This is a genomic window from Pacificibacter maritimus (assembly GCF_003814915.1).
Classification (GTDB): Bacteria; Pseudomonadota; Alphaproteobacteria; order Rhodobacterales; family Rhodobacteraceae; genus Celeribacter; species Celeribacter maritimus.
Genome location: NZ_RKQK01000003.1, coordinates 23,560 through 45,631, shown reverse-complemented (window position 1 = coordinate 45,631; position 22,072 = coordinate 23,560). Strand labels below are relative to the sequence as shown.

The window sequence follows — 22,072 nt, the reverse complement described above, 5'->3', positions numbered from 1 at the left end:
AGCAAGCGTGAAAGATTTAAACAGAACTGAATTTGTCGCGCCCGAAGGTGCTGCTGTGAGCGAAGTGGCGGATGGTGTCTATTGGGTGCGTATGCCCTTGCCGATGGTGCTCAATCACGTGAATGTCTATGTTTTAGATGACGGCGATGGTTGGACGATCGTAGACACAGGGGTGGATACCAAAACATCGCGGCGCATTTGGACCGACCTTTTGACAGGGCCTTTGCAGGCTAAGCCAGTAAAGCGCTTGATTGTCACCCATCACCATTTGGATCATGTCGGTCTGGCGGGCTGGTTTGTCGCAGAACATGGCGTTGAATTGCTCATGACGCGCACGGCCTATTTGATGGCGCGCATGTTGCAGATGGATATCCAAGACCGCCCTACACCTGAAATGATCGGGTTTTGGAAATCTTGCGGCATGGCGCCTGAGATATTAGAAGCACGTTTGCTTGAACGCCCCTTTAACACAAGCGATTTGGTCAGCCCTTTGCCCTTGGGGTTCACGCGCCTGCAAGACGGCGATACGATCACGATTGGCGGGCGTCTTTGGGATGTGAAATGCGGTGATGGCCATGCGCCTGAGCATGCGACATTCTGGTCGCGTGATGGCCGTTTGATTTTAAGTGGCGATCAACTTTTGGGGTCTATATCGCCCAATATTGGCGTATCAGCGACCGAACCTTTCGCGGATACCGTGGGCGATTGGATCACATCATGCGAAAAGTTTCAGCCCTTTGCCTCCGATGACCAATTGGTGCTGACAGGGCATAAGTTGCCGTATTACGGCCTGCCTGCGCGATTGGATAATCTGATCAAAAATCATCACAGCGCGCTTGATAGATTGCTGACGTTTTTGGCCGAGCCGCGCACCGCCTGCGACTGTTTTACCCTCTTGTTTAAGCGCGATATAAAAGCGTCCGAATATGGATTGGCCATGGCCGAAGCTATGGCGCATTGCGTTCATTTATATCACAATGGGCGTGTCACGCGCAGCACGCGCGAAGACGGGACTATACTATGGCAACGCAAGGATCTGACATGACCGATAATGACCCCATTCGCACGACAGCCGAAGCGGCCGAAGCCGCGGCAATGCCACGGGCGCGGGCTGTGCATTCTGATCCTGAAGCGCCACAGTCAGCCGAACAAAAACCGCTTCCCAAAGCATTGTCACGTAAACCTGTTGATCAAAAAAGCCCCGCTGAATGGGCTTATGAACGCTTGATTTTGTATATCAAGAACTTTGAAGAACAACTCGACAGCGAACATGAAGTGGCCATGGGCTATGCAGGGTCCAGCACAGGGGCTTTGCGAATCGAAGGTATGGGCTTTTTCGATCCAGATTTGATTACGTTTTATGGCTCTGATGATGCTGGCACGAAAACCCAATTGGTGCAGCATGTCACGCAGCTCAACGTGATGCTGCGCGCCTTGCCTAAAATCGTGCCCGAACAAGCGGCAAGACGCATCGGTTTTCGCTTGGTGGATGAACTGGAAAGCAGCGAAGACACATAAGTTACATTTGGCTGCGAAGAATAGGTGACACCGACGCTTAAATCCATTAATTCAAGCGCAAACTCAAATAGGGGATTTCAAACCATGTCCGAACACAAGCACGGCGAACAGGATATCGCAGCACAAGAACAAGCTTTTGAAGGCTTCATGAAATGGTCAACACGTGTTGCTGTTGCATCCATCGTTGTCTTGGTTTTCCTCGCGATTTTCAGAACCTAAGGCGTGACTGACAGAGTGGGACTTCGTGTCATGTCTTCGTTGCGCATCTGCGCTTTGGTTTGTGCAACGGCTGTTTTAACAGCATGTGGTGCGGCAGAACCCATTTGGGCGCCTGACGCCGAAGTCGCGCGCTCTGTTTATCGCCACTCTGGCCCCACAGCGATCACTCTATTCACGGTTGTGGGGAAGAATAACGGATCTGGCGCGCATTCTGGACTTTTGGTCAATGCACCCTCCCAGCGCGCTTTATTCGATCCAGCGGGGACATTTAACCACCCGCATCTGCCTGAGCGCAATGATGTGTTCTTTGGCATGTCCGATCCCGCTGTTGATTTCTATATCGATTATCATGCCCGTGTGACTTACGATGTGGTGGAGCAAACTGTTTTGGTCAGCCCCGCGGTTGCTGAGTTGGCGCTTGCGCGTATTCAGGCCTATGGTGCTGTGCCCAAAGCGCATTGTGCCGATAGTATCACAGAGATCCTGTCAGACTTGCCAGGCTTTGATATGGTTCCAAACACCATGTTTCCAAAGCGGCTTATGAATTGGTTTGGTGACTTGCCAAATGTGTCGACCGAGCGCCATTCAGATGCGTCACCCGACAACAATTCACGACTTATCCAAGCGCCGCCCTTGTTGTTGAACTGATCAGCCGCCCAAGGCAGTCAAGCCGATGAAAACGGATAATCCCGCGATGATGGCGTAAAGCACATTGCGGGTGCTCACGCCGACTGCCAATGTCGCAAAAGCTGCCGCCAGTCGAATTGGATCCATGGCATTTGGTCCATTGCCGAACAAGAGCGGCGCGATCACCGCAGGCAAAACAGCGACAGGCGTATAGCGCAACATGCGCAATGCCCATGCAGGCAATTGCCGATTGCCGATCAATCCCAAAAACGAAAATCGAATTAAAAATGTGCCAATGCCAGTGGCGATAATCACAGTCCAAATCTGTGAAGTGCTTGCCTCAATCATGTTCTAGCCGCCCTTTTTTCTGCCCAAACTTCCACAGTGGCTCCAACGATTAAGGCAAGAAATGCTGCCACCAATAGTCCCGTGCCAAAGGGCATAAAGTTAAAGATGAGGGCTGCGATGCTTGCAGTTAAAGCTGATGCCACATGGGCCGAAGATTTCAACATTGGGGCCACCACCGCCAAAAATGTGATGGGCAAAGCGAAATCAATACCGATGTTTGATGGGATTTTGTCGCCAAGCACTGCGCCAGAAAGGCTTGTGAGATACCACAAAAAAGCGATGGGAGCGCCCGCGCCAAAAAAGTATTGGAACTTATCCACGACAGGTGTGTCGGGGTGTTTTTCAAAGGCGACGCTGGATAGCGCATAGGGTTGATCGAAGAGTAAATAGGCTGCCATCGCGCGGCGCAACAATGGCGCATCGCCCATATGTGGTGCCAATGCGGCCGAATACATTCCCATACGCAGGTTCACCGCCAAAGCCGACACGATGACGATCACCGTGGGGGCTTCTTCAGTTAGCAATTGGATCGCCGTAAGTTGCGCTGCCCCCGCAAGCACAAGTATCGAAAAGCTCAGGACCTGAAGTATGTTCAATCCTGCCTCGCTGGCCACAAGGCCAAACAAGAACCCGAATGGGGCCAAAACAATCACAAAGGGCGCTGCGTCTAGGGCGCCTTGGAAAAAAGGATGTCGACGGCCTTTGGGCTGCATAGGGGTCTCTTTCATCGGGAATGATACGCCAAGCGATTAGTCAAACGTGCCTGCGACACGTCCCAAAAGCATAAACGCGCGTGCTGTACGCGAATCCGAAAGTGCGGCGATGTCTTCATCTGTTGCTGTGGCTTCAAATTCGGAAAAGGTTTTGTCGAATTTACGCAAAAAGTGATGCACAGCATCGCGAAAAATCGCATCTTGTTTCATACGTCCCGCAGCCAAGGCCAAGCTGGACCGATCACGCACGCCCCCCAAGGGGGCCACGCCGCGACCGCGTTCGCCTTTGGCAAACAGGCGCCAGACTTCTGGCTTGGCGCGATCAGGGCGCAGATCATCCATGTAAATGCCGTCTTGGCTGAGCAGGGTCAAAATATCCTGTGCAGCATGGATCAGAAGGCTGACTTTGCGATCACTCAAAGCACGGCGCAGCGCACGAAAGCCTTCTTTGTCTTCCGCGGTCTCAGGGAAATTCATCGCCCGAATAAAATCCGCTACAGAAAGGGGAGGAGACAGGCTGTCCGCTGGGGTACCCAAGGCCAGTGATGCTTGGTTTTCTGACAGTCTCGGAGCTGCGATAGCCAATTTGTCTTCAGGTGGCGTTTCTTGGGGGCGTATGGATGTAAAGGTGGTCAGCGTGTTGTGCGTTTTGCGTTGCGCGGCTACGATTTCTTCGAGCTTTTTCTCAACTGTGGCCGATGATCCAGCTGTCTGGCCTGATAGATAGCTTTGGCGCATGGCCGAAATAGCTGTTTGCAGGCGACGGCTTTCTTCACGCATCGTGCGCGAGGCTCTGACAGCCAAAGCGCCGACCCAAATCATGGCGACAGGCATGAAGATCGCGATGATAATCATGACGAACCGAATGCTTCCAAGCCCGTCTTCGCCAGCGTCCGAATCTATAAATAGAAAGAAAATAGCTGTTAAAATCAGCCAAAAAGCTGACAGAGACCCAGCGATGATTTCGACCGTCGTGATGGGGCCGTCATCATCGGAGCGTTGGTACACGCCGAGGTCACTGGAATGTTTGCCGTCTTGTGCCAAACTGGCCTCCCTGCGCAAAATGGGCGGGCAATCCAAAATGGATCAGATATAAGCGACTTTCAGAATCTCATAACTTTTCAGTCCGCCAGGCGTGCGCACGTCAACGCTGTCGCCTTCTTCTTTGCCAATCAGGGCGCGGGCGATAGGGGATTGAATGTTGAGCAAACCTCTTTCGATGTCTGCCTCGTGTTGTCCAACGATTTGATAGGTTTTTTCCTCATCTGTATCTTCATCCACGATTGTGACTGTGGCTGAAAATTTTATGGTGCCAGACAAGGTTTTGGGATCAACGATTTGAGACAAAGACAAAATGCCCTCTAGCTCTTTTACGCGACCTTCAATGAAGCTGTGTTTTTCGCGGGCAGAATGATATTCAGCATTCTCAGACAAATCCCCATGTTCGCGGGCTTCTGCAATCGCTTGGATAATTGCAGGGCGTTCAACGGATGTGAGGTTTTTGAGCTCAGCACTCAGCGCGGCATGGCCAGCGCGGGTCATTAGAATCTTTTCCATAGCACTCATTCGCACGAATAGACGCCACGGCAAGGTGCCGCGCGTCTTGTTGTTGTTTTTCAGTTCGGACACCTGACCCTGATTGGAGCGAGAATGCAAGAGGGCAGGCGCGATTTTGCTGCCAAAGCTCTGCTTTTGAGATTCAAAACCATGTGTGGACTTATAGCCAGCACGTGTGGTCAGCTTAGAGCAAAATCTTGTTTGCTTGCCCACTGTGATGTGCCGCTGCGCCGCCTGAGAAACAGCCAATTGATGGCTGCAACCAGAAGCGTGGAAATCAGGCCATCGGTCGCGTAATGATAGCCAGTATAAATGGATAGGAACCAAATCAGCACAAGATATGTAATGCCAAGCGGCGCAAAATACGGGCTGCGCTCGCAAATATATAAACACCACAAGGCTGCCATCGCCACGTGCAACGATGGGAAAGCGGAAATGCCCGTGCCCGCGAGTTGCGCGCCCGCGTCATAGGTGTATTCGCTCCACAAAAACTGTTGCATCTGGTCGATAAGGCTGCCCTCAAGCCCCACAGCGTAGAGCGAGGGGTGCAGGGCCGCAAAATCTGTTCGTCCTGTAATGGCATCTGCGAACACGGGGCCTGCGGATGACATGACCATTGCTAAAACGACACCCAAAAAGACCCAAGTGATTGCATAGACCATCAGGTATCTTTGGCGGCGTTCTAGGTTACTGTCGCTCGCGGTCACGATCATGGGAAAGAGGAGCGAGAGCGCCGCCCAAGTTTTGGCATAAGTCGTGGCAACACCGTCGGCATTCAGAAAATCTGCGCCCAGTTCATGCGCCCACTCGAAACCGTGTCGGCCGTTGAAGATAATCAAGTCTAGGCGCGTGAGCATTGGGTCCGCCCAAAATGGATTGACTGTCGGAATGGTCGCTTTGCTCGTCGCAAAGGCAGCTGAGAGCGCGATTGTCGCCAAGCTAACGCCGATCAATTCTCGCCCGCGTTGTTTGTCTATGCGATATAAATAAATGACCAATGGGAAAGCGATCCAGATCCAAGGGCCCGACAGCATGAAGTGCGACAGGCCGAGGATTTTATTGATCCCCGCTGGGATAAAATCGAACGAAAAATCGCGTACCACTGCAACAAATGCAATGGAGAGAGCAAAGAATATTGCACAAAAGCGAATATACGGGGTGTTGAATGAACGGTTTTCTAAAATCATTTTCGCTGCTCAAGGGTTGGGGCGTTTTTTTAAAAGGTCTTTTACCCCCAAGTTCTTTGGTAAATGTGGCAATATTTCGTATGGAGTATGGTCATATCAGGGAAGACTTCGGCATATCTGAGGCTCATCCTTAACTGTCGGTCACTATTCATAAAAAATATGCCAGCGAAATTGACCTTTATACCGTCGAGAGGGTAGGAAGGATCAACACGGTTTACGACTTTGGGGAGTGTAAGTATGTCAGCAATCGAACGCGAAACGATGGAATACGATGTTGTCATCGTTGGTGCGGGGCCTGCGGGTCTGTCGGCGGCTATTCGCCTTAAGCAGCTTGATGCTGATCTAAACGTTGTTGTTTTGGAAAAAGGGTCTGAAGTTGGCGCGCATATTTTGTCGGGCGCTGTGCTTGATCCATGCGGCCTTGATGCTCTGATCCCCGACTGGAAAGCCAAAGGCGCGCCTTTGAATACGCCTGTGAAACAAGACAACTTCTATGTCTTGGGTGAAGCTGGTCAAATCCGCATTCCGAACTTCCCGATGCCACCTCTCATGAATAACCACGGCAATTACATTGTTTCTATGGGGAATGTCTGCCGCTGGATGGCTGAGCAGGCTGAAGAACTGGGCGTCGAAATCTTTCCTGGCATGGCGTGTTCCGAATTGGTCTACGGCGACAACGGCGAAGTCAAAGGCGTGGTCGCAGGCGTATTCGGCCTAGAGGCGGACGGCACCATCGGCCCTGATACAGAGCCAGGCATGGAGTTGCACGGCAAATACGTTTTGCTATCCGAAGGTGTGCGCGGATCATTGTCTAAAGAAGTCATCGAAAAATATGATCTGTCTGCGGGGCGCGATGTTCAAAAATTCGGCCTTGGTATGAAAGAAATTTGGGAAATCGACCCAGAGAAACACAAAGAAGGCACCGTAACCCACACTATGGGCTGGCCTTTGAATAGCAAATCTGGTGGTGGTGCTTTTGTCTATCACGCTGAAAACAATCAGGTGTTTATCGGTTTTGTCGTTCACTTGAACTACAAGAACCCGAACGTGTTCCCTTACATGGAATTCCAACAGTTCAAGCATCATCCCATGGTTGCTGAACTGCTAAAAGGCGGCAAACGCGTGGCTTATGGCGCGCGCGCGATTTCTGAGGGCGGCTATCAGTCGATGCCAAAATCCGCCTTTCCTGGCGGGGCTTTGCTGGGATGTTCTGTTGGGCTGGTGAATGTGCCGCGCATCAAAGGCAACCACAATGCGATGTTGTCGGGCAAGGCCGCAGCCGAAGCCGCATTTGATGCGATCACGGCTGGGCGTTCAGGCGATACGCTTGAAGCCTATGAGGCAGAATTGCGCAACGGTGCGGTTGGTCAGGATTTGAAAAAAGTACGCAATGTGAAACCCTTGTGGTCTAAGTTTGGCCTATACCCATCCCTTGCTTTAGGCGGCTTGGATATGTGGTCCAACACCCTGTTCGGGGCCTCTGTGTTTGGCACTGTAAAACACGGCAAAACTGATGCCGAAAGCACAGGGAAAGTTGGTGACTACCCTGAGATCAATTACCCGAAACCCGATGGTGTTTTGTCCTTTGATCGCTTGACCAACGTGTCTTTCGCAGCGACCAACCATGAAGAAAGCCAGCCCAGCCATCTGCGCCTTAACGACCCTGAAGTCGCAATCAAAGTCGATTATGACATCTACGGCGGACCATCGGCACGCTATTGTCCTGCGGGCGTTTACGAATATCTGACGGAAGAAAACCAAGAGCCTAAGTTTGTGGTGAATTTCCAAAACTGTGTGCATTGCAAAACATGCGACATCAAAGAGGCCAGCCAAAACATCACTTGGACAGTTCCCCAAGGTGGTGATGGGCCGAATTATCCAAATATGTAGGCGCTTCTTTGCGAATGCTAATATTGTGAACAGTTTAGGGGGGCTTTTCGGCCCCCCTAAGCGATTGCAGCCCCGTCATGAGCGCGCTAGGCTTGCCTTATGTCCAAAAGGAGATATGCGTGAACCAGTCTTTGATTTCGAAATGTGTGGCACTCGGCTTATCGGCTATGATGCTAACCTCGACAGCAACGCCGAGCTTTGCGGATGCAGGTGCATATCTGGCAACGCGGCAAGCTTCACTCGGGCGCGATTACAAAGAACAAGCCTTTTACGCCCAGAAAGCTTTGGTCAACGACCCTCAAAACGTCGCTTTGTTGGAAACCTTGATTTCCGCAAAAGTGTCGATGGGGGCCTTTGATGAAGCTCTCGGCGCTGCGATCACTTTGAAAAGCCTTGATCCCGATAACCAGCTTGCTGCGATAGTTTTGATCGAATCGTATGCGCAGGCGGGGGAATGGGACAAGCTGCTGAAAGAGCTTGATACAGGCGAAGGTATTTCCAAAATTATTGATGGGCTGACCCGCGCTTGGGTCTACATCGGCAAAGGCGATGTCACTGCCGCCTTGCAAGAGTTCGACAAGTTCGAAGCAAGTGCCGAAGGGCTGAGTTTCTTCGGGCCTTATAATCGCGCTTTGGCGTTGGCTATGGTTGGCGACTTTGAAGGCGGACTTGAAATTCTGGACGACCCTGACATGCCACAGCTGGGCGGAATTATTTTTGCCCGCGTGCATATGCTTAGTCAACTCGACCGCAACGATGAAGCACTGGTGTTGATTGACGAAGCCTTTGGGCCAACCAATGACCCGCTGATTGCAACCTTGGTGGACCTGATGGAAACGGGCAATCCCTTGCCCTTTACCATCGTACGCAGCGCTCAAGACGGCATAGCTGAAGTGTTCAGCGCTGTGGCCGAAATGCTCACGGGCGAAATGGACGACAGCTATACTTTGCTCTATGCGCGCACCGCTCTAAGCCTGCGCTCTGATCGCGCAACCTATGCATTTAGCGTGGCCAATATCTTGGAGCGTTTGGGGCATTATGATCTGGCGATTGACGTTTATGACAAGATCGACCCCAAATCGCCCATCTATTACGTCGGCGAATTGGGGCGCGCAGAGGCTTTTCGTGCGCAAGATAAAACAGAGGCCGAAATAGAAATTTTGCGGTCTTTGTATAAAACGCACAGTGATCTGCCCGAAGTTGCGGTGTCATTGGGTGATGCGATGCGGCGCGGTGAGCGCTATAAAGAGGCCATCGAGGCCTATAGCACAGCGCTGGCGATGACCCCTGAGCCAACCGTCGCACAGTGGCCTTTGTTTTTCACCCGTGGAATCGCCTATGAACGCAGTGACCAATGGGACAAAGCCGAAGCAGATTTTCGCAAAGCGCTTGAATTGCGCCCCGCGCAACCGCAGGTGCTCAATTACATGGGCTATTCCTTTGTTGAGATGAACACCAACCTAGATGAGGCTATGTCGATGATCCGCGCTGCGGTCGCCGCGCGTCCCAATGACGGCTTTATCACAGATAGCTTGGGCTGGGGTCTATACCGTTTAGGCCAATTCGAACAAGCCGTGGCCCCTATGGAAAAAGCCGCAGCCTTGTTGCCAGTGGATCCAATCATCAATGACCACTTGGGCGATGTATATTGGGCCGTGGGGCGCGAGCGTGAGGCAAAATTCCAGTGGACACGCGCCTTGTCTTTTGAACCAGAAGAAAAAGATGCCGCTCGTATTCGCGAAAAACTAGCAGTCGGTTTGGATCAGGTCTTGATCAATGAAGGTGCAGAACCCACCCGCGTTGCTATCGATGGTTAAAGTCTTTGCGCCCGCGAAAATTAACCTGTCGCTGCATGTGACAGGGCAAAGAAACGATGGGTATCATCTGCTCGATAGCCTTGTTGCCTTTGTCGATGTCGGCGATCAGGTCACAGCAGAGGCTGCGCAGCACACAAGCCTTACTGTTGAAGGGCCTTTTGCCCAAGGCGTGCCTACAGATGGCAGCAATTTGGTTGTGAAAGCGGCAGAGGCTTGCGGGTATCCGATGGCTCTAACGCTGGATAAACATCTGCCCCCGTCATCAGGGATCGGTGGTGGCTCTGCTGATGCGGCAGCCGCCCTGCGCGCTGCTGCACGTTTGGGAGGCCCTCTGATGGGCCACGATCATGCGCTCTTACTGGGCGCTGATGTGCCTGTCTGCTTGGCGTCTAAATCTGCAAGAATGCGCGGCATAGGCAATGATTTGGTTGAAACGCCGCTGCCTGCTTTGCATTTGGTTCTGGTCAACCCTCGGGTCGAAGTGGCGACCCCAAATGTGTTTAAGCGCTTGGATCGCAAAGATAACGCGCCGATGCCAGATACGTTGCCCGAATGGCCCGATAGTTTGGCCTTTGTGGATTGGCTGGGTACCCAGCGCAATGATTTGCAAGAACCAGCAGCCAAACTCGCCCCCGAAATCGCGGCTGTTTTGGTGTCTTTGGCTCTGTCCCCCGATGTGCTTTTGACGCGCATGTCTGGATCTGGCGCAACCTGCTTTGCGATTTATCCCGACCGCGCCACGGCACAGGACGCGGCCGCACAGATCAGCCAAAGCAATCCATGGTGGTGGGTTAAAGCCGCGACGACGCTGCCCTAACGATCAGCGCAATCGGGCGACCACGTAATCGGCAATATCACTGAGCATCTGGCGAATCTCGCTTTCAGGTAGCGCCAGCAAAGCGGCTTTGGCTTTGTCGGCCCAATCCAGTGCGACAAGGCGCGTATCCGCTAGGGCATTGTGTTTTCGTAAAATATTGATCGCATGATCCAGATCGCCATCGTCTTGCTTGCCTTTTTCGATGGTTTTCACCCAAAAAGCACGCTCTGTCGCATCCGCTTTGGCGATGGCTTTGATCATGGGCAGGGTCAATTTACGTTCGCGGAAATCATCGCCGATATTTTTACCTGTCTGGCCTGTGCCCTCAAAATCAAGCAGGTCATCGACAATCTGGAAAGACACGCCCAAAGCATCGCCGTAATCGAAAAGCGCTTGCACCACAGTGGGGTCTGCATCGGCAATGACACCACCCACTTCTGTGGCAGCAGAAAACAGCGCTGCGGTTTTGCCGCGCACAACTTGCAGATAAATATCTTCACTGGTGCTTAGGTCTTGCGCTGCGGTCAGCTGTAACACTTCGCCTTCTGCAATCGTCGCCGAGGCGCCCGATAAAATATGCATGACGCGCATGGAATTGCATTCGGTCATCAATTGAAAAGACCGCGCAAACAGGTAGTCGCCCACCAAAACAGATGATTTATTGTCCCACAAAAGATTGGCCGTAGGGCGACCACGGCGCTGGGCGCTTTCATCAACTACATCATCATGCAGCAAAGTCGCCGTATGAATGAATTCAACCGTTGCGGCCAAATGAATGTGGTAAGGCCCTGTATATCCACAGGCTTTTGCTGCTGCTAAGGTCAACATCGGGCGCAAGCGTTTGCCACCAGCTTCGACCAAATGCGCCGTCACTTCGGGAATACGTGGGGCATGTTTCGATGCCATGCGGTCGCGGATGAGCGTGTTGACGGCGGCCAGTTCGGCCTCCAGCGCCAATGCCAGTTTTTCGTGTGGTTTAACGGTTACGTTATCCATGCCCATATGGCCGCGTCCTTCACTCGACAAACCCATAGGTCTGTCGTTAAATCGGAATCATGAAACAGCTTCTACGCACAAACAACCCGATGCAAATCATCTATGCGAAAGCCTTGCTCTCGGATGAGGATATAAACTGCTTTGAAATGGACGTCCATATGAGCGTCCTCGAAGGATCCATAGGCATATTGCCGCGCCGCTTGATGGTGTTAGACGCTGATCTGGCCCAAGCGCGCCGAATCTTGATCGAAAATGATTTTGAATTGGAAGCCGAGTGATCGCGACATCAGAGACCTGTGATGATTTTTTGATGGGGCGCGTGAAACTGCTTCAGCCTGCAAAGGGGTATCGCGCAGGTATTGATCCCGTTTTGCTGGCCGCTGCCACCCCCGCACAGGCAGGACAGACCGTTTTAGAACTGGGCTGTGGGGCAGGGGCCGCATCTTTGTGTCTTAACGCGCGTGTCTCTGGATTGTCCTTTGTTGGCGTTGAAATGCAGGGACTTTATGCAGATCTCGCGCGCAGAAATGCGGTGCGTAACGGCGCTGATATGGAAGTGGTCCAAGCTGATATTCAGTCTATGCCCTTGTCTGTGCGCGATCGACGGTTTGATCACGTCATCGCCAATCCGCCCTATTACCTGAAAAACAAATTCACCGCCTCGAATGATGAGGGGCGCAATGTTGCCGTCAGCGGCGAAACACCGCTTGAGACATGGATTGATCTGGCGTCAAAGCGTTTGGGTCCGCGCGGGTATTTTACAATGATCCAAAAAGCTGACCGATTGCTGGATATTTTGGCAAATTTACATGGGCGACTTGGCTCTGTGCGGGTGCGACCTATCCAAGCGCGCAGTGATCGCGAGGCGCGCCTTGTGATTGTGCAGGCTCGCAAATTAGGGCGTGCTGATTTCGTGTTGGAAGCCCCACTGCGTATGCATGATGGCCCACGCCATGAAAGGGATGGGGATAGCTATAGTGAACAAGCCTTAGCTATTTTGCGACATTCCGCTGCTTTGGGTTGGGGGGATTAACCTTTTGGCAAGGTTTAGCGCATCAATCTAGACCTACGAAGTTTTTCGTAACACAGAGGTGACACAGAGCAAAAAATATGCTCGACTTGTCATGCGGCCTACATACTTGGCCGATCATCAGCACAGAAGAGGATATGTAATGAATTTGAGTTCCCACATCCACGAGTTGAAGAAAAAACACCAAAGTCTCTCCGAAGCCGTCGAACATGAGCAGCGTGCCCCAGGCACCGATGACCTGCGGATTGTAGATCTGAAAAAACAAAAACTTCGTATTAAAGAAGAAATTTCACGTCTCTCCTCTACCTAAACTTATCCTTCGGTTTGGCGGCTCGCAAAAGCTGCCAAGCCGGCGCCTGTCGCAATCAAAATGGCGGCAACGATCAATGACATACGCGCCTGCGCTACGCCTGCTACGATTAGGACGAAAGTCGATAGCAATGGGGCTGCGTAAGATAGAACACCCAAGACTTGGATGTTGCCGCGTTTCACCCCGATATCCCACAAATAAAATGCAGCGCCGACTGGGCCTAATCCGAGACCCAAAACGGATACCCAGCCGATAGGTGCTGTCGGCCAAGCCGTTGTTTCCAATGCCAAATGCGCCAAAGCTGATAACACAGCGGTCGCCGAACAAAATACCACCACGGAAGCCGTTGAAATTGTGCCAAGACGGCGCGATAGCACTGAATATCCAGACCACGTAAACGCGCAGGCCAAGGCCAAAGCATAGCCAAATATGTTTTCCACACTAAAGTCTGCGCCTGCTGCCACGATCAAGCTGGCCCCCGAAAAGGACACGATCGCTCCGAGGATGTGCAGGGCTTTCAGTTTTTCATTGGGCAAAAGGCCAGAAAACAGCACGATGAGCAGAGGCCAAAGATAAGCAATCAGCCCCGCTTCTGCTGGGGGCGCTGCGCGCAGGGCTGAAAAATATAAAAAGTGATATCCAAATAATCCAACAGTACCAAAGGCATAGACAGATAGGGGGATGGTTCTCAGATCGCTCCATTTGTCGGTCCAAGCCAGCCAAATAAATCCAATTATGCTGCCCAATGCAAAACACATTGCATTCAACTGCAAGGGGGGAATCGGATCTGTTCCGACTGTAAATAAAGCCAGAAGAGCCCAAAGAATAATGGCGCAAAGGCCAACAAGTGTCGCTGATTTTTGTGTCATATGTAGGCTTGTGCACCGTTTTTAGTCGGTGTCAATAACAAGCCCCACTTCCGTAAAAGAGGGGCTTATTTTTTATGGCCTGCGCAGCATTAGCTGCAAATTTGTGCGCCGTTTGCCGACAAGGTCGAGCCATTTATAAAGCCAGAGTCGTCACTTGCTAAAAACGTGACGCAGCGCGCGATTTCATCAGGATCGCCAAATCTACCCGCAGGAATTCCCGAGATGATTTTGGTGCGAACCTCTTCTGGTATCGCCATCACCATATCTGTTGCGATATAGCCAGGACAAACTGCATTGGCGGTGATGCCTGCGCGGGCACCCTCTTGAGCTAAGGATTTCACAATCCCCAAATCGCCCGCTTTGGTTGCAGCATAATTAACCTGCGCAAATTGACCTTTTTGCCCATTGATAGATGAGATCACGATGACGCGCCCAAATTTGCGCTCTCTCATGCCCGGCCAAACGGGATGAACTGTGTTAAATACACCTGTTAAATTGGTGTCGATGACTTGAGTCCATTGTTCGGGGGTCATCTTGTGAAAGGGGGCATCCCGTGTGATCCCAGCGTTTGCAACCACGATATCAACGGGCCCCAAAGCCGCCTCTACCTCTGCAAGCCCAGATTTAGAGGCTTCGTAATCCGACACATCCCATTTAAAGGTCTGTATTCCCGTATCGGCTGAGAATGCTTTTGCGGCTTCATCGTTGCCTGCATAATTTGCAGCCACGTGATAGCCTTCGTTTTTCAACGCTTTTGCAATAGCGGCTCCGATTCCGCGGGTGCCTCCTGTTACCACCGCAACTTTAGCCATAGTGCCCTCCCTTTCTTATAATTCCTCTAGAAAATAGCAGCACCGCACAGCGCATGGGCTGTGCGGTTCATGGATCAATCGCGCTCGACGCAAAGGGCCACGCCCATGCCGCCACCGATACATAGGGTCGCAAGACCTTTCTTCGCGTCGCGGCGTTGCATTTCGAACAGCAAAGTATTCAAGATACGAGCACCAGAAGCGCCAATTGGGTGACCAATCGCGATAGCGCCGCCATTGACATTCACCACCTCTGGGTTCCAGCCCATGTCTTTGTTGACAGCGCAAGCCTGCGCCGCGAAGGCTTCGTTGGCTTCGACGAGATCAAGATCTTCGGCTTTCCAACCCGCTTTTTCGAGTGCTTTCTTAGAAGCGTGAATAGGGCCGACACCCATGATTGATGGATCAAGGCCTGCGGTCGCATATGAGGCAATGCGCGCCAGCGGTTTGATGCCTCTTTTTGCGGCATTGTCTGCCGACATCAAAAGCACGCCTGCGGCACCATCATTGATACCCGAAGCATTGCCGGCTGTGACTGTGCCTTCGCGATCAAAGGCTGCACGCAATTTTTGCAGGCTTTCGAGTGTCGCGCCATGACGGATGTATTCATCTGCATCGACAACCGTTTCGCTGCGACGTGTTTTGACGGTGAAAGGAACAATCTCGTCGACAAATTTACCAGCTAGCTGTGCAGCTTCAGCTTTGTTTTGCGATGCGAGTGCGAAAGCATCTTGTGTTTCGCGATTGATATCCCACTGTTTTGCGACGTTTTCAGCGGTGATGCCCATATGGTAGCCGTTAAAGGCATCCCAAAGACCATCTTTGATCATCGAGTCGATAAACTGCATATCGCCCATTTTGTGACCCGCTCGCAGGTTTGCCACATGGGGCGACATAGACATGTTTTCTTGCCCGCCTGCGCAAATGATATCGGCATCACCCAGCATAATATGTTGCGCTGCAAGCGCGACTGTACGCAGGCCTGAACCACAGACTTGATTTATGCTCCAAGCTGACGCCTCTTGTGACAAGCCAGCCAGAATATGCGCCTGACGCGCAGGATTTTGTCCTTGGCCTGCGGTCAAGACTTGGCCCAAAATTGTCTCGTTTACCTCGTGTTTTTCGATACCCGCACGGGCAACAAGGGCTTCTAAAACGGTGGCACCGAGTTCATGTGCAGGGGTGTTGGCGAAGGCGCCAGAAAAGCTACCGACAGGTGTTCGCGCAGCAGAGGCGATTACGACATTGGTCATGATTTTGCTATCTCTCCTTAGTATTTCGCAGGGGGAGATCGCGAGCTCAAGCCACGTTTTACCAACTTTAGAACTCCCCTATAAAGAGAGTATGGTGCAAGTTTACTTTACGCAATGGTGGTCGCACTTATGGCGCAAGCAAATTGATCAGCTGGCGATTTTTTGCGATGCACGGGCTTTCCAAATCGGATCTACCGTTGCCGCGCCAAAGTAGTGACCTTGCAAACAGTCGATCCCGATAGAGGTCAGATACTCGGCATCCTCTTTGGTTTCGACAAATTCAGCCACCGTGTACATGTCAAAATGTTGAGCGATGGACACAAGGGCGCGGGTCAAAATCTGATTGTCAGGCGTATGCGCGATCCCGCGAATAAAGGCGCCGTCGATTTTCACCATATCAAAGTAGAAATCCTTAAAATATCGGAATGCAGTATAACCTGCGCCAAAGTCATCAAGTGCGAATGAAATACCCATCGCTTGCAATTCGGTCATGAAGAAGCTGACCAAGTCAGGCATTAACATGGCGGAACTTTCTGTAATTTCCAAGATCAGGCGCTCTGCAATTGTTTGGTCTTTCTTCAGCCCATTCAGCAAAGTTTCTTTCCAGCGTGGATATCCAATGGAGCGTGCAGACATATTTATCGACAAGCGCAAGTCTGGGTGGTCCAACAAGGTTTTCAGGCCTATTTCGATCGCCAAACAGTCCAAGGCGCGCCCTGTTTCGGATGTTTCTGCCACTTCAATAAATTCGCGGGCGGGGATCACGCGCCCAGTGCGGTCGAGAACGCGCAACAACCCCTCTTGAAATGCGGGGCGATCTGGTCTGCAGGTTTGCACGACAGGTTGATAGGCAAGCATCACTTGCTTGTTCTTTATCGCGTCTCGGACCATTTGCATTGTATTGCGATCTCGTTCCGTGATTGCCGCATTCAACGGGTTATCAAATCCGTTTGGTGCTTGTACTGATTGGGTCATATCTGCTCCTTCACACGGCTACATGTCGCCTTTGGGTCAGCATGGCCCAGAGTAGATAACAGCATGTAAATTCGTCAGTTTTCGACAGTTTTGGCGCAAAGTTATGTCAAATGTTCAAGGTGTTGAAGTTGCTATACTTTATTCAATTTACCACATCTTTGGCTTGGCATCGCGCAAGATTGAAACAGATTTTAGGTTTTTTCCACAGGGTCGATTTCTATTGCCGCTAGGTCAACTTTTCGACTCACAAAGCGGGATCTATGCGGGCAAAGTTAACTTCATAGAAAGGTCGGGGCGGGTAGCATGGGGCATAAATCAGATTTGGGTAGAACATGAGCTTTCAACACGATCACTCCGCATTCCATGGCAAACAAATTGAAGTGCAATTTAATTGTGATGAGGTGTTATGCGCCTGCACCGATGAAACAGGTGTTATAACTGCGGGTAATTCCGCCTTTGAGCGCGTGTCGGGCTTTGATTGGGGTGAGTTAGAGAAGGCGCCTCATAGCCTACTGCGACATCCTGACATGCCGAAAGGGATGTTCCACCATATCTGGTCGGTGCTCCAAAGCGGGAAATCAGTTGCAGCCTATATTTTAAATCAATCCAAAACGGGCGATGCCTATTGGGTTTTTTGTGTGATGGCCCCGATTGAGGGGGGGTATTTATCAATGAGTTTCAAGCCGTCCTCAGACATATTCGATGCTGTTCGCCAGATCTATTCCACCGCCTTGGAACAGGAAAAGGCAGGCCTTTCAGCGCAAGACAGTTCTGCACATATTTTGTCAGCGATTCAGGATCTTGGCTATGTCGATTACGCGAATTTCGAAGCACAGGCTTTGGGAGCTGAAGGGCAGGCACGCGATAAAATATTGGGGCGCGTGTCCAATAAGCTTTCGACAACTTTAACCGATATGTCGACAGCGCTCATGGCTCTTGGCGCTGAACAAGAAAAGCTCTTCGGCTTTTTCAAGGCGATTCGCGGCATTCCATCAAATATGCGCATTGTCGCATCGCGATTGGAGCCTGCAGGTGGCCCTATTTCAGCGATTTCACAAAACTATCGATTGATGTCTGATGAGGTGCATGGGCACCTGAAGGGCTTCAAAATTGAGGGTGAAAAGGAAACGGTATCGGCTGCAGTTTCTGCGCGCGTTCAGAATGTTGTGTTTCTTGTGTCTGCATCGGCATTATTTGGTGAGCTCAGCGACACCCTTATGTCGAGGGATAACGCAGTCGAGGGTGGCGTCAGTAACGTAGATGTAGCCAGTGAGGCAAAGGCGTTACGGACGCAGTTTAGTAAGGATGCTGTGCAGGCCCTCAATGGCGTTAGTCGCGATGTGGTTGGGCTTGCGCGCTCATCGAAAGATATGCGCCAATTGGTGGCGGGGCTCGATTCTATTCGTGTGCTGTGCCGTGTGGAAGCAGGCCGCTTAGGCGCAAATTCAGTTTCATTGACACCTGTGATTGACCAACTTGATAAATTTCACAAAGAAATTGATCGGTCATTGGAACAAATTCTGTTTCAGGCGGACAAAATTTCTTCCTGTTTGGAAACTGTGATGAAAAACTCAGCGATGGTCAGCGCCAGTCGTCTGCGCCGCTGAATCTTGGATTAGGGCATCAATAAGCAGACGTGCGTCCTCTGAAAACCATTCTGCATCGCCTTTCATCCGTGCGACTTCCTGTCCTTCTGGGGAAATCAATACTGTGATAGGCAGAAACAAAACTTCCATGTCGCGGGAAAAGCTGCCCTTAGGGTCCAGCAGGGTCGGAAGGGTTTCAAGGTTTGCATCCCGATAAAACTTAGTGATCGCAGGCAAAGGATTGTGCCCCGATGCAACGGTCAAAACCTTTAACCCTTTGCCGTCATAGGTTTTTGCAAGAGCATCAAGATCAGGCATTTCTGTGCGGCATGGCACGCACCAAGTGGCCCAAAAATTCAGTAAGATATAATCGCCGCGAAAATCTGATAACTGAAATTCTTCGCCTTCGGGCGTGGTAAAAGGCAGCTGGGATACATCTTTCGCATCTTTGTGAAACACAAGCTTTCGCATTGATCCCGCGCGCATTTCGTCAATTTTTGCCATATCCAACCCCTGCGCAGCAATTGCAGTAAGGCTCAGGGCCGTGTAGAGGAAAGCAATCTTTAGCATTTTAAACATCTGGGTGTGTCCATGACTGACAAAAAATCTAACGCGATGTGGGGCGGGCGTTTCGCTGCAGGCCCAGACGCAATCATGGAAGCAATCAATGCTTCGATCGGCTATGACAAGCGGCTGGCGTTCCAAGACATCACAGGCTCTCGCGCTCATGCTGCGATGCTTGCCACTCAAGGCATCATTACTGATAGCGATGCCGAAGTGATCCGTGAAGGCCTTCTCACGGTTTTGTCAGAAATTGAGAGCGGCAAATTCGAATTTTCCACCGCACTTGAAGACATCCACATGAATGTCGAAGCGCGTTTGAAAGAAATTGTCGGCGAACCAGCAGGGCGCTTGCACACAGCGCGCTCACGCAATGATCAGGTCGCAACAGATTTCAAATTGTGGACCCGCGATCAAATGGACGCCGCAATTCAAGGCCTAGAAGCTTTGATAGGCGCGCTTTTGGATCAAGCCGAAGCGGGCGCTGATTGGGTCATGCCTGGCTTTACACATTTGCAAACCGCGCAGCCTGTCACATGGGGCCACCACATGATGGCCTATGTTGAAATGCTTGGCCGCGATGTGTCGCGTTTCAAAGATGCGCGCGCGCGGATGAACGAAAATCCGCTGGGATCCGCCGCGCTTGCTGGCACGGGGTTTCCGATCGACCGCCACATGACAGCCGAAGCGTTGGGCTTTGATCGCCCAACAGCGAACTCACTGGATGCCGTTGCTGACCGTGACTTCGCGCTTGAATTCTTATCCTGCGCGTCGATCACGGCGATGCACCTGTCGCGCTTTGCCGAAGAACTGGTGATCTGGTCTTCTGCGCAATTCCGCTTTGTTACCCTTTCCGATCGGTTTTCCACGGGCTCATCGATCATGCCGCAAAAGAAAAATCCTGATGCAGCCGAACTTATTCGTGCCAAAGTTGGTCGCATAATGGGCGCAATGGTTGCGCTGTTTACCGTGATGAAAGGCCTGCCTTTGGCCTATTCCAAAGACATGCAAGAAGACAAAGAACAGGTCTTTGATGCGGCTGACAACCTGATGTTGGCGTTGGCTGCGATGACAGGCATGGTTTCTGACATGACTGCGAATGTAGACAGCCTGCGGGCCGCGGCTGCATCGGGATTCTCGACTGCAACCGATTTGGCCGATTGGCTGGTGCGCGAGGCTGGTTTGCCATTCCGCGATGCCCATCATGTAACGGGCGCTTTGGTCGCTTTGGCCGAATCCAAAGGCTGTGATTTACCCGATTTAAGCCTTGATGAGATGAAAGCCGCGCATTCTGCAATAACTGACGATGTGTTTACTGTTTTGACAGTTGAAAATTCAGTGGCATCGCGCACAAGCTACGGTGGGACTGCACCTGTGCAGGTGCGGGCGCAAATAGCGCGTTGGAAAGAGGCTTTGAAATGAAAACGATCATTCTAACTGTTTTGTCTTGTGGCTTTTTGGCCGCCTGTGGCGCAGATGGTGACCCTAAGCCGCCCCGCGTATCTGGTGAAACTGCGGTGTCGCTGAATTCAAACAGCGGAATGAGCACATCGACATCAATCGGCATCCATTTCGGCGGCTAAACCTGTCTTGTCCGATATCATGTTTGAGAGCGTCCCAATCGGGGCGCTCTTTTTCGTTGCATCCCGATTGGCGTCTTTTCATGGGGCGTGAATTCCAGTATCTCAACGCAAACTGACATTGAAAGGCGCCCCCTCATGGATCACTTCATTTATCGCGACGGTGTTTTGCACGCAGAAGACGTGGCACTGACAGACATCGCGGCCAAGGTGGGGACGCCGTTTTATTGCTACTCAACCGCCACTTTGACACGCCATTTCACTTTGTTTGATGAAGCTTTGCACAGCATGGATCACTTGATCTGCTTTGCAATGAAATCCAATTCAAACTTGGCTGTGCTAAAATTGATTGGTGACTTGGGCGCGGGTATCGATGTTGTATCCATGGGCGAATATTTGAAAGCGCGCGCAGCTGGTGTGCCGGGGGAACGGATCGTTTTTTCTGGCGTGGGCAAAACCCGCGAAGAAATGCGCACAGCGCTGACTGGGGGCATTCGCCAGTTCAATGTCGAATCTGAACCTGAACTTGAAGCACTCAATGACGTGGCCATGTCTTTGGGTGTCAAAGCGCCGATTGCTTTGCGGGTAAACCCTGACGTTGATGCCAAAACCCATGCAAAAATTGCCACGGGCAAAAGCGAGAATAAATTTGGGATTCCGATTGCGAAATCTCGGTCTGTTTATGCGCAGGCCGCAAAGATGGAAGGCATCGAAGTGGTTGGGATTGACGTGCATATCGGCTCGCAATTGACCCAACTTGATCCATTTGAACAGGCTTTTACCAAAGTGGCCGAGCTGACTGAAACGCTGCGCGCAGATGGCATAAACATTCGCCGCCTTGATCTGGGCGGCGGGCTTGGTATTCCTTACGAGACTTCAAATGACGCGCCACCTTTGCCCATGGAATATGGCGATGTGATCCGCCGCACGGTGGGTCATCTAGGGTGCGAAATTGAAATTGAACCAGGCCGTTTGATTTCAGGCAATGCAGGGGTGATGGTGTCATCTGTTATCTATCTCAAGCAAGGCGAAGGCCGCGATTTCTTGATCATTGATGCAGCGATGAACGATTTGATCCGCCCGTCAATGTATGAGGCGCATCACGATATTATCCCTGTGGTTGAGGCAAAAGCAGGCGCCGAAAAAGCGGCTTATGACATCGTCGGGCCTGTGTGCGAAACGGGCGATACATTCGCCAAAGCGCGTGACATGACCGCCCTTGGCGCTGATGATCTGGTGGCCTTTAGGTCGGCGGGTGCTTACGGTGCTGTGATGGCATCCGAATATAATTCGCGCCCGCTTATTCCAGAAGTCTTGGTGCACGGCGATCAATTTGCTGTCATTCGTGCGCGCCCGACCTATGAGGAAATGCTAAACCGCGATACCATTCCTGAATGGCTTAAATAGGCG

General features: G+C 51.6%; 25 protein-coding genes. 14 read left to right on the top strand and 11 right to left on the bottom strand.

All coding sequences use genetic code 11. The annotated features are described in order from the left end of the window. The first annotated feature begins 7 nt into the window (after positions 1-7). From EDD53_RS09550 to EDD53_RS09535, 4 genes are all read left to right on the top strand, one after another. Positions 8-1,045 carry an MBL fold metallo-hydrolase gene (locus EDD53_RS09550; protein ID WP_246002349.1) on the top strand — a complete coding sequence of 346 codons (1,038 nt, stop codon included), beginning with the start codon at positions 8-10 and terminating at the stop codon, positions 1,043-1,045. Beyond that, complete coding sequence (locus tag EDD53_RS09545) at positions 1,042-1,518, top strand: DUF6173 family protein (protein ID WP_123793033.1); 477 nt, start codon at positions 1,042-1,044, stop codon at positions 1,516-1,518. Before EDD53_RS09550 ends, EDD53_RS09545 begins: the two co-directional genes overlap by 4 nt. 84 nt (positions 1,519-1,602) lie before the next feature. Beyond that, positions 1,603-1,737, top strand: a complete 135-nt coding sequence (locus tag EDD53_RS09540) for an aa3-type cytochrome c oxidase subunit IV (RefSeq protein WP_123793032.1) — start codon at positions 1,603-1,605, stop codon at positions 1,735-1,737. 30 nt (positions 1,738-1,767) lie between these two features. Continuing rightward, entirely contained in the window at positions 1,768-2,385 is a 618-nt protein-coding gene (locus EDD53_RS09535; protein ID WP_123793031.1) for a hypothetical protein, read from the top strand. Here the strand turns inward: EDD53_RS09535 and EDD53_RS09530 are convergent, their stop codons facing one another. The 5 genes from EDD53_RS09530 to EDD53_RS09510 form a co-directional block, all read right to left on the bottom strand. Next, the gene (locus tag EDD53_RS09530; RefSeq protein ID WP_123793030.1) at positions 2,386-2,712 is read right to left on the bottom strand and encodes an AzlD domain-containing protein; all 327 of its coding nucleotides are present in this window, start codon (positions 2,710-2,712) and stop codon (positions 2,386-2,388) included. Next, complete coding sequence (locus tag EDD53_RS09525; RefSeq protein WP_123793029.1) at positions 2,709-3,425, bottom strand: AzlC family ABC transporter permease; 717 nt, start codon at positions 3,423-3,425, stop codon at positions 2,709-2,711. Before EDD53_RS09525 ends, EDD53_RS09530 begins: the two co-directional genes overlap by 4 nt. A 36-nt stretch (positions 3,426-3,461) precedes the next feature. Then, positions 3,462-4,469: a hypothetical protein gene (locus EDD53_RS09520; protein ID WP_123793028.1), complete on the bottom strand. Its 1,008-nt coding sequence runs from the start codon at positions 4,467-4,469 to the stop codon at positions 3,462-3,464. Between the two features lie 42 nt (positions 4,470-4,511). Then, positions 4,512-4,982, bottom strand: coding sequence for a transcription elongation factor GreA (gene greA, locus EDD53_RS09515; protein ID WP_123793027.1), 471 nt, complete (start codon positions 4,980-4,982; stop codon positions 4,512-4,514). A 179-nt stretch (positions 4,983-5,161) separates the two neighbouring features. Beyond that, entirely contained in the window at positions 5,162-6,169 is a 1,008-nt protein-coding gene (locus tag EDD53_RS09510; protein WP_123793026.1) for a phosphatase PAP2 family protein, read from the bottom strand. 237 nt (positions 6,170-6,406) lie between these two features. Between EDD53_RS09510 and EDD53_RS09505 the strand changes: the two genes are divergently transcribed. The 3 genes from EDD53_RS09505 to EDD53_RS09495 all read left to right on the top strand — a co-directional run bounded on the left by EDD53_RS09505 (position 6,407) and on the right by EDD53_RS09495 (position 10,693). Beyond that, complete coding sequence (locus EDD53_RS09505) at positions 6,407-8,059, top strand: electron transfer flavoprotein-ubiquinone oxidoreductase (RefSeq protein WP_123793025.1); 1,653 nt, start codon at positions 6,407-6,409, stop codon at positions 8,057-8,059. A 119-nt stretch (positions 8,060-8,178) separates the two neighbouring features. Further along, on the top strand, positions 8,179-9,876 hold the full coding sequence (locus tag EDD53_RS09500) for a tetratricopeptide repeat protein (RefSeq protein ID WP_170162735.1): 1,698 nt from the start codon (positions 8,179-8,181) through the stop codon (positions 9,874-9,876). Continuing rightward, positions 9,869-10,693, top strand: a complete 825-nt coding sequence (locus EDD53_RS09495) for a 4-(cytidine 5'-diphospho)-2-C-methyl-D-erythritol kinase (RefSeq protein WP_123793388.1) — start codon at positions 9,869-9,871, stop codon at positions 10,691-10,693. The genes EDD53_RS09500 and EDD53_RS09495 overlap by 8 nt, the downstream gene beginning before the upstream one ends. Positions 10,694-10,696: 3 nt before the next feature. Here the strand turns inward: EDD53_RS09495 and EDD53_RS09490 are convergent, their stop codons facing one another. After that, positions 10,697-11,695 carry a polyprenyl synthetase family protein gene (locus EDD53_RS09490; RefSeq protein ID WP_123793023.1) on the bottom strand — a complete coding sequence of 333 codons (999 nt, stop codon included), beginning with the start codon at positions 11,693-11,695 and terminating at the stop codon, positions 10,697-10,699. Between the two features lie 53 nt (positions 11,696-11,748). Here EDD53_RS09490 and EDD53_RS09485 point away from each other — a divergent pair, with 53 nt between their 5' ends. The 3 genes from EDD53_RS09485 (at position 11,749) to EDD53_RS09475 (ending at position 13,029) form a co-directional block, all read left to right on the top strand. Next, positions 11,749-11,967, top strand: a complete 219-nt coding sequence (locus EDD53_RS09485; RefSeq protein WP_123793022.1) for a putative signal transducing protein — start codon at positions 11,749-11,751, stop codon at positions 11,965-11,967. Beyond that, positions 11,964-12,722: a tRNA1(Val) (adenine(37)-N6)-methyltransferase gene (locus EDD53_RS09480; RefSeq protein WP_246002346.1), complete on the top strand. Its 759-nt coding sequence runs from the start codon at positions 11,964-11,966 to the stop codon at positions 12,720-12,722. Before EDD53_RS09485 ends, EDD53_RS09480 begins: the two co-directional genes overlap by 4 nt. A gap of 139 nt (positions 12,723-12,861) precedes the next feature. After that, the gene (locus tag EDD53_RS09475) at positions 12,862-13,029 is read left to right on the top strand and encodes a YdcH family protein (RefSeq protein ID WP_123793021.1); all 168 of its coding nucleotides are present in this window, start codon (positions 12,862-12,864) and stop codon (positions 13,027-13,029) included. 2 nt (positions 13,030-13,031) lie between these two features. Here the strand turns inward: EDD53_RS09475 and yddG are convergent, their stop codons facing one another. The 4 genes from yddG to EDD53_RS09455 form a co-directional block, all read right to left on the bottom strand. Next, positions 13,032-13,898, bottom strand: a complete 867-nt coding sequence (yddG, locus tag EDD53_RS09470) for an aromatic amino acid exporter YddG (protein ID WP_123793020.1) — start codon at positions 13,896-13,898, stop codon at positions 13,032-13,034. Positions 13,899-13,987: 89 nt separating this feature from the next. Further along, positions 13,988-14,710 (bottom strand): acetoacetyl-CoA reductase, encoded by a 723-nt coding sequence (phbB, locus tag EDD53_RS09465; RefSeq protein ID WP_123793019.1) that lies wholly within the window; start codon positions 14,708-14,710, stop codon positions 13,988-13,990. Between the two features lie 74 nt (positions 14,711-14,784). Next, positions 14,785-15,960, bottom strand: coding sequence for an acetyl-CoA C-acetyltransferase (locus EDD53_RS09460; protein WP_123793018.1), 1,176 nt, complete (start codon positions 15,958-15,960; stop codon positions 14,785-14,787). Between the two features lie 147 nt (positions 15,961-16,107). Next, complete coding sequence (locus EDD53_RS09455) at positions 16,108-16,935, bottom strand: EAL domain-containing protein (RefSeq protein ID WP_123793017.1); 828 nt, start codon at positions 16,933-16,935, stop codon at positions 16,108-16,110. A 332-nt stretch (positions 16,936-17,267) separates the two neighbouring features. Between EDD53_RS09455 and EDD53_RS09450 the strand changes: the two genes are divergently transcribed. Next, positions 17,268-18,542: a PAS domain-containing protein gene (locus EDD53_RS09450; protein ID WP_123793016.1), complete on the top strand. Its 1,275-nt coding sequence runs from the start codon at positions 17,268-17,270 to the stop codon at positions 18,540-18,542. Here EDD53_RS09450 and EDD53_RS09445 read toward each other — a convergent pair. Beyond that, positions 18,507-19,100, bottom strand: a complete 594-nt coding sequence (locus EDD53_RS09445) for a TlpA disulfide reductase family protein (protein WP_123793015.1) — start codon at positions 19,098-19,100, stop codon at positions 18,507-18,509. The two genes, EDD53_RS09450 and EDD53_RS09445, sit on opposite strands and share 36 nt — an antisense overlap. 12 nt (positions 19,101-19,112) lie before the next feature. Between EDD53_RS09445 and argH the strand changes: the two genes are divergently transcribed. The 3 genes from argH (at position 19,113) to lysA (ending at position 22,069) form a co-directional block, all read left to right on the top strand. Then, positions 19,113-20,504: an argininosuccinate lyase gene (gene argH, locus EDD53_RS09440; RefSeq protein WP_123793014.1), complete on the top strand. Its 1,392-nt coding sequence runs from the start codon at positions 19,113-19,115 to the stop codon at positions 20,502-20,504. Then, on the top strand, positions 20,501-20,665 hold the full coding sequence (locus EDD53_RS14850; RefSeq protein WP_170162734.1) for a hypothetical protein: 165 nt from the start codon (positions 20,501-20,503) through the stop codon (positions 20,663-20,665). The genes argH and EDD53_RS14850 overlap by 4 nt, the downstream gene beginning before the upstream one ends. Positions 20,666-20,800: 135 nt before the next feature. Further along, a complete protein-coding gene (gene lysA / locus EDD53_RS09435) occupies positions 20,801-22,069 on the top strand; it encodes a diaminopimelate decarboxylase (RefSeq protein ID WP_123793013.1) in 1,269 nt (422 codons plus the stop codon). The last annotated feature ends 3 nt before the right edge of the window (positions 22,070-22,072 follow it).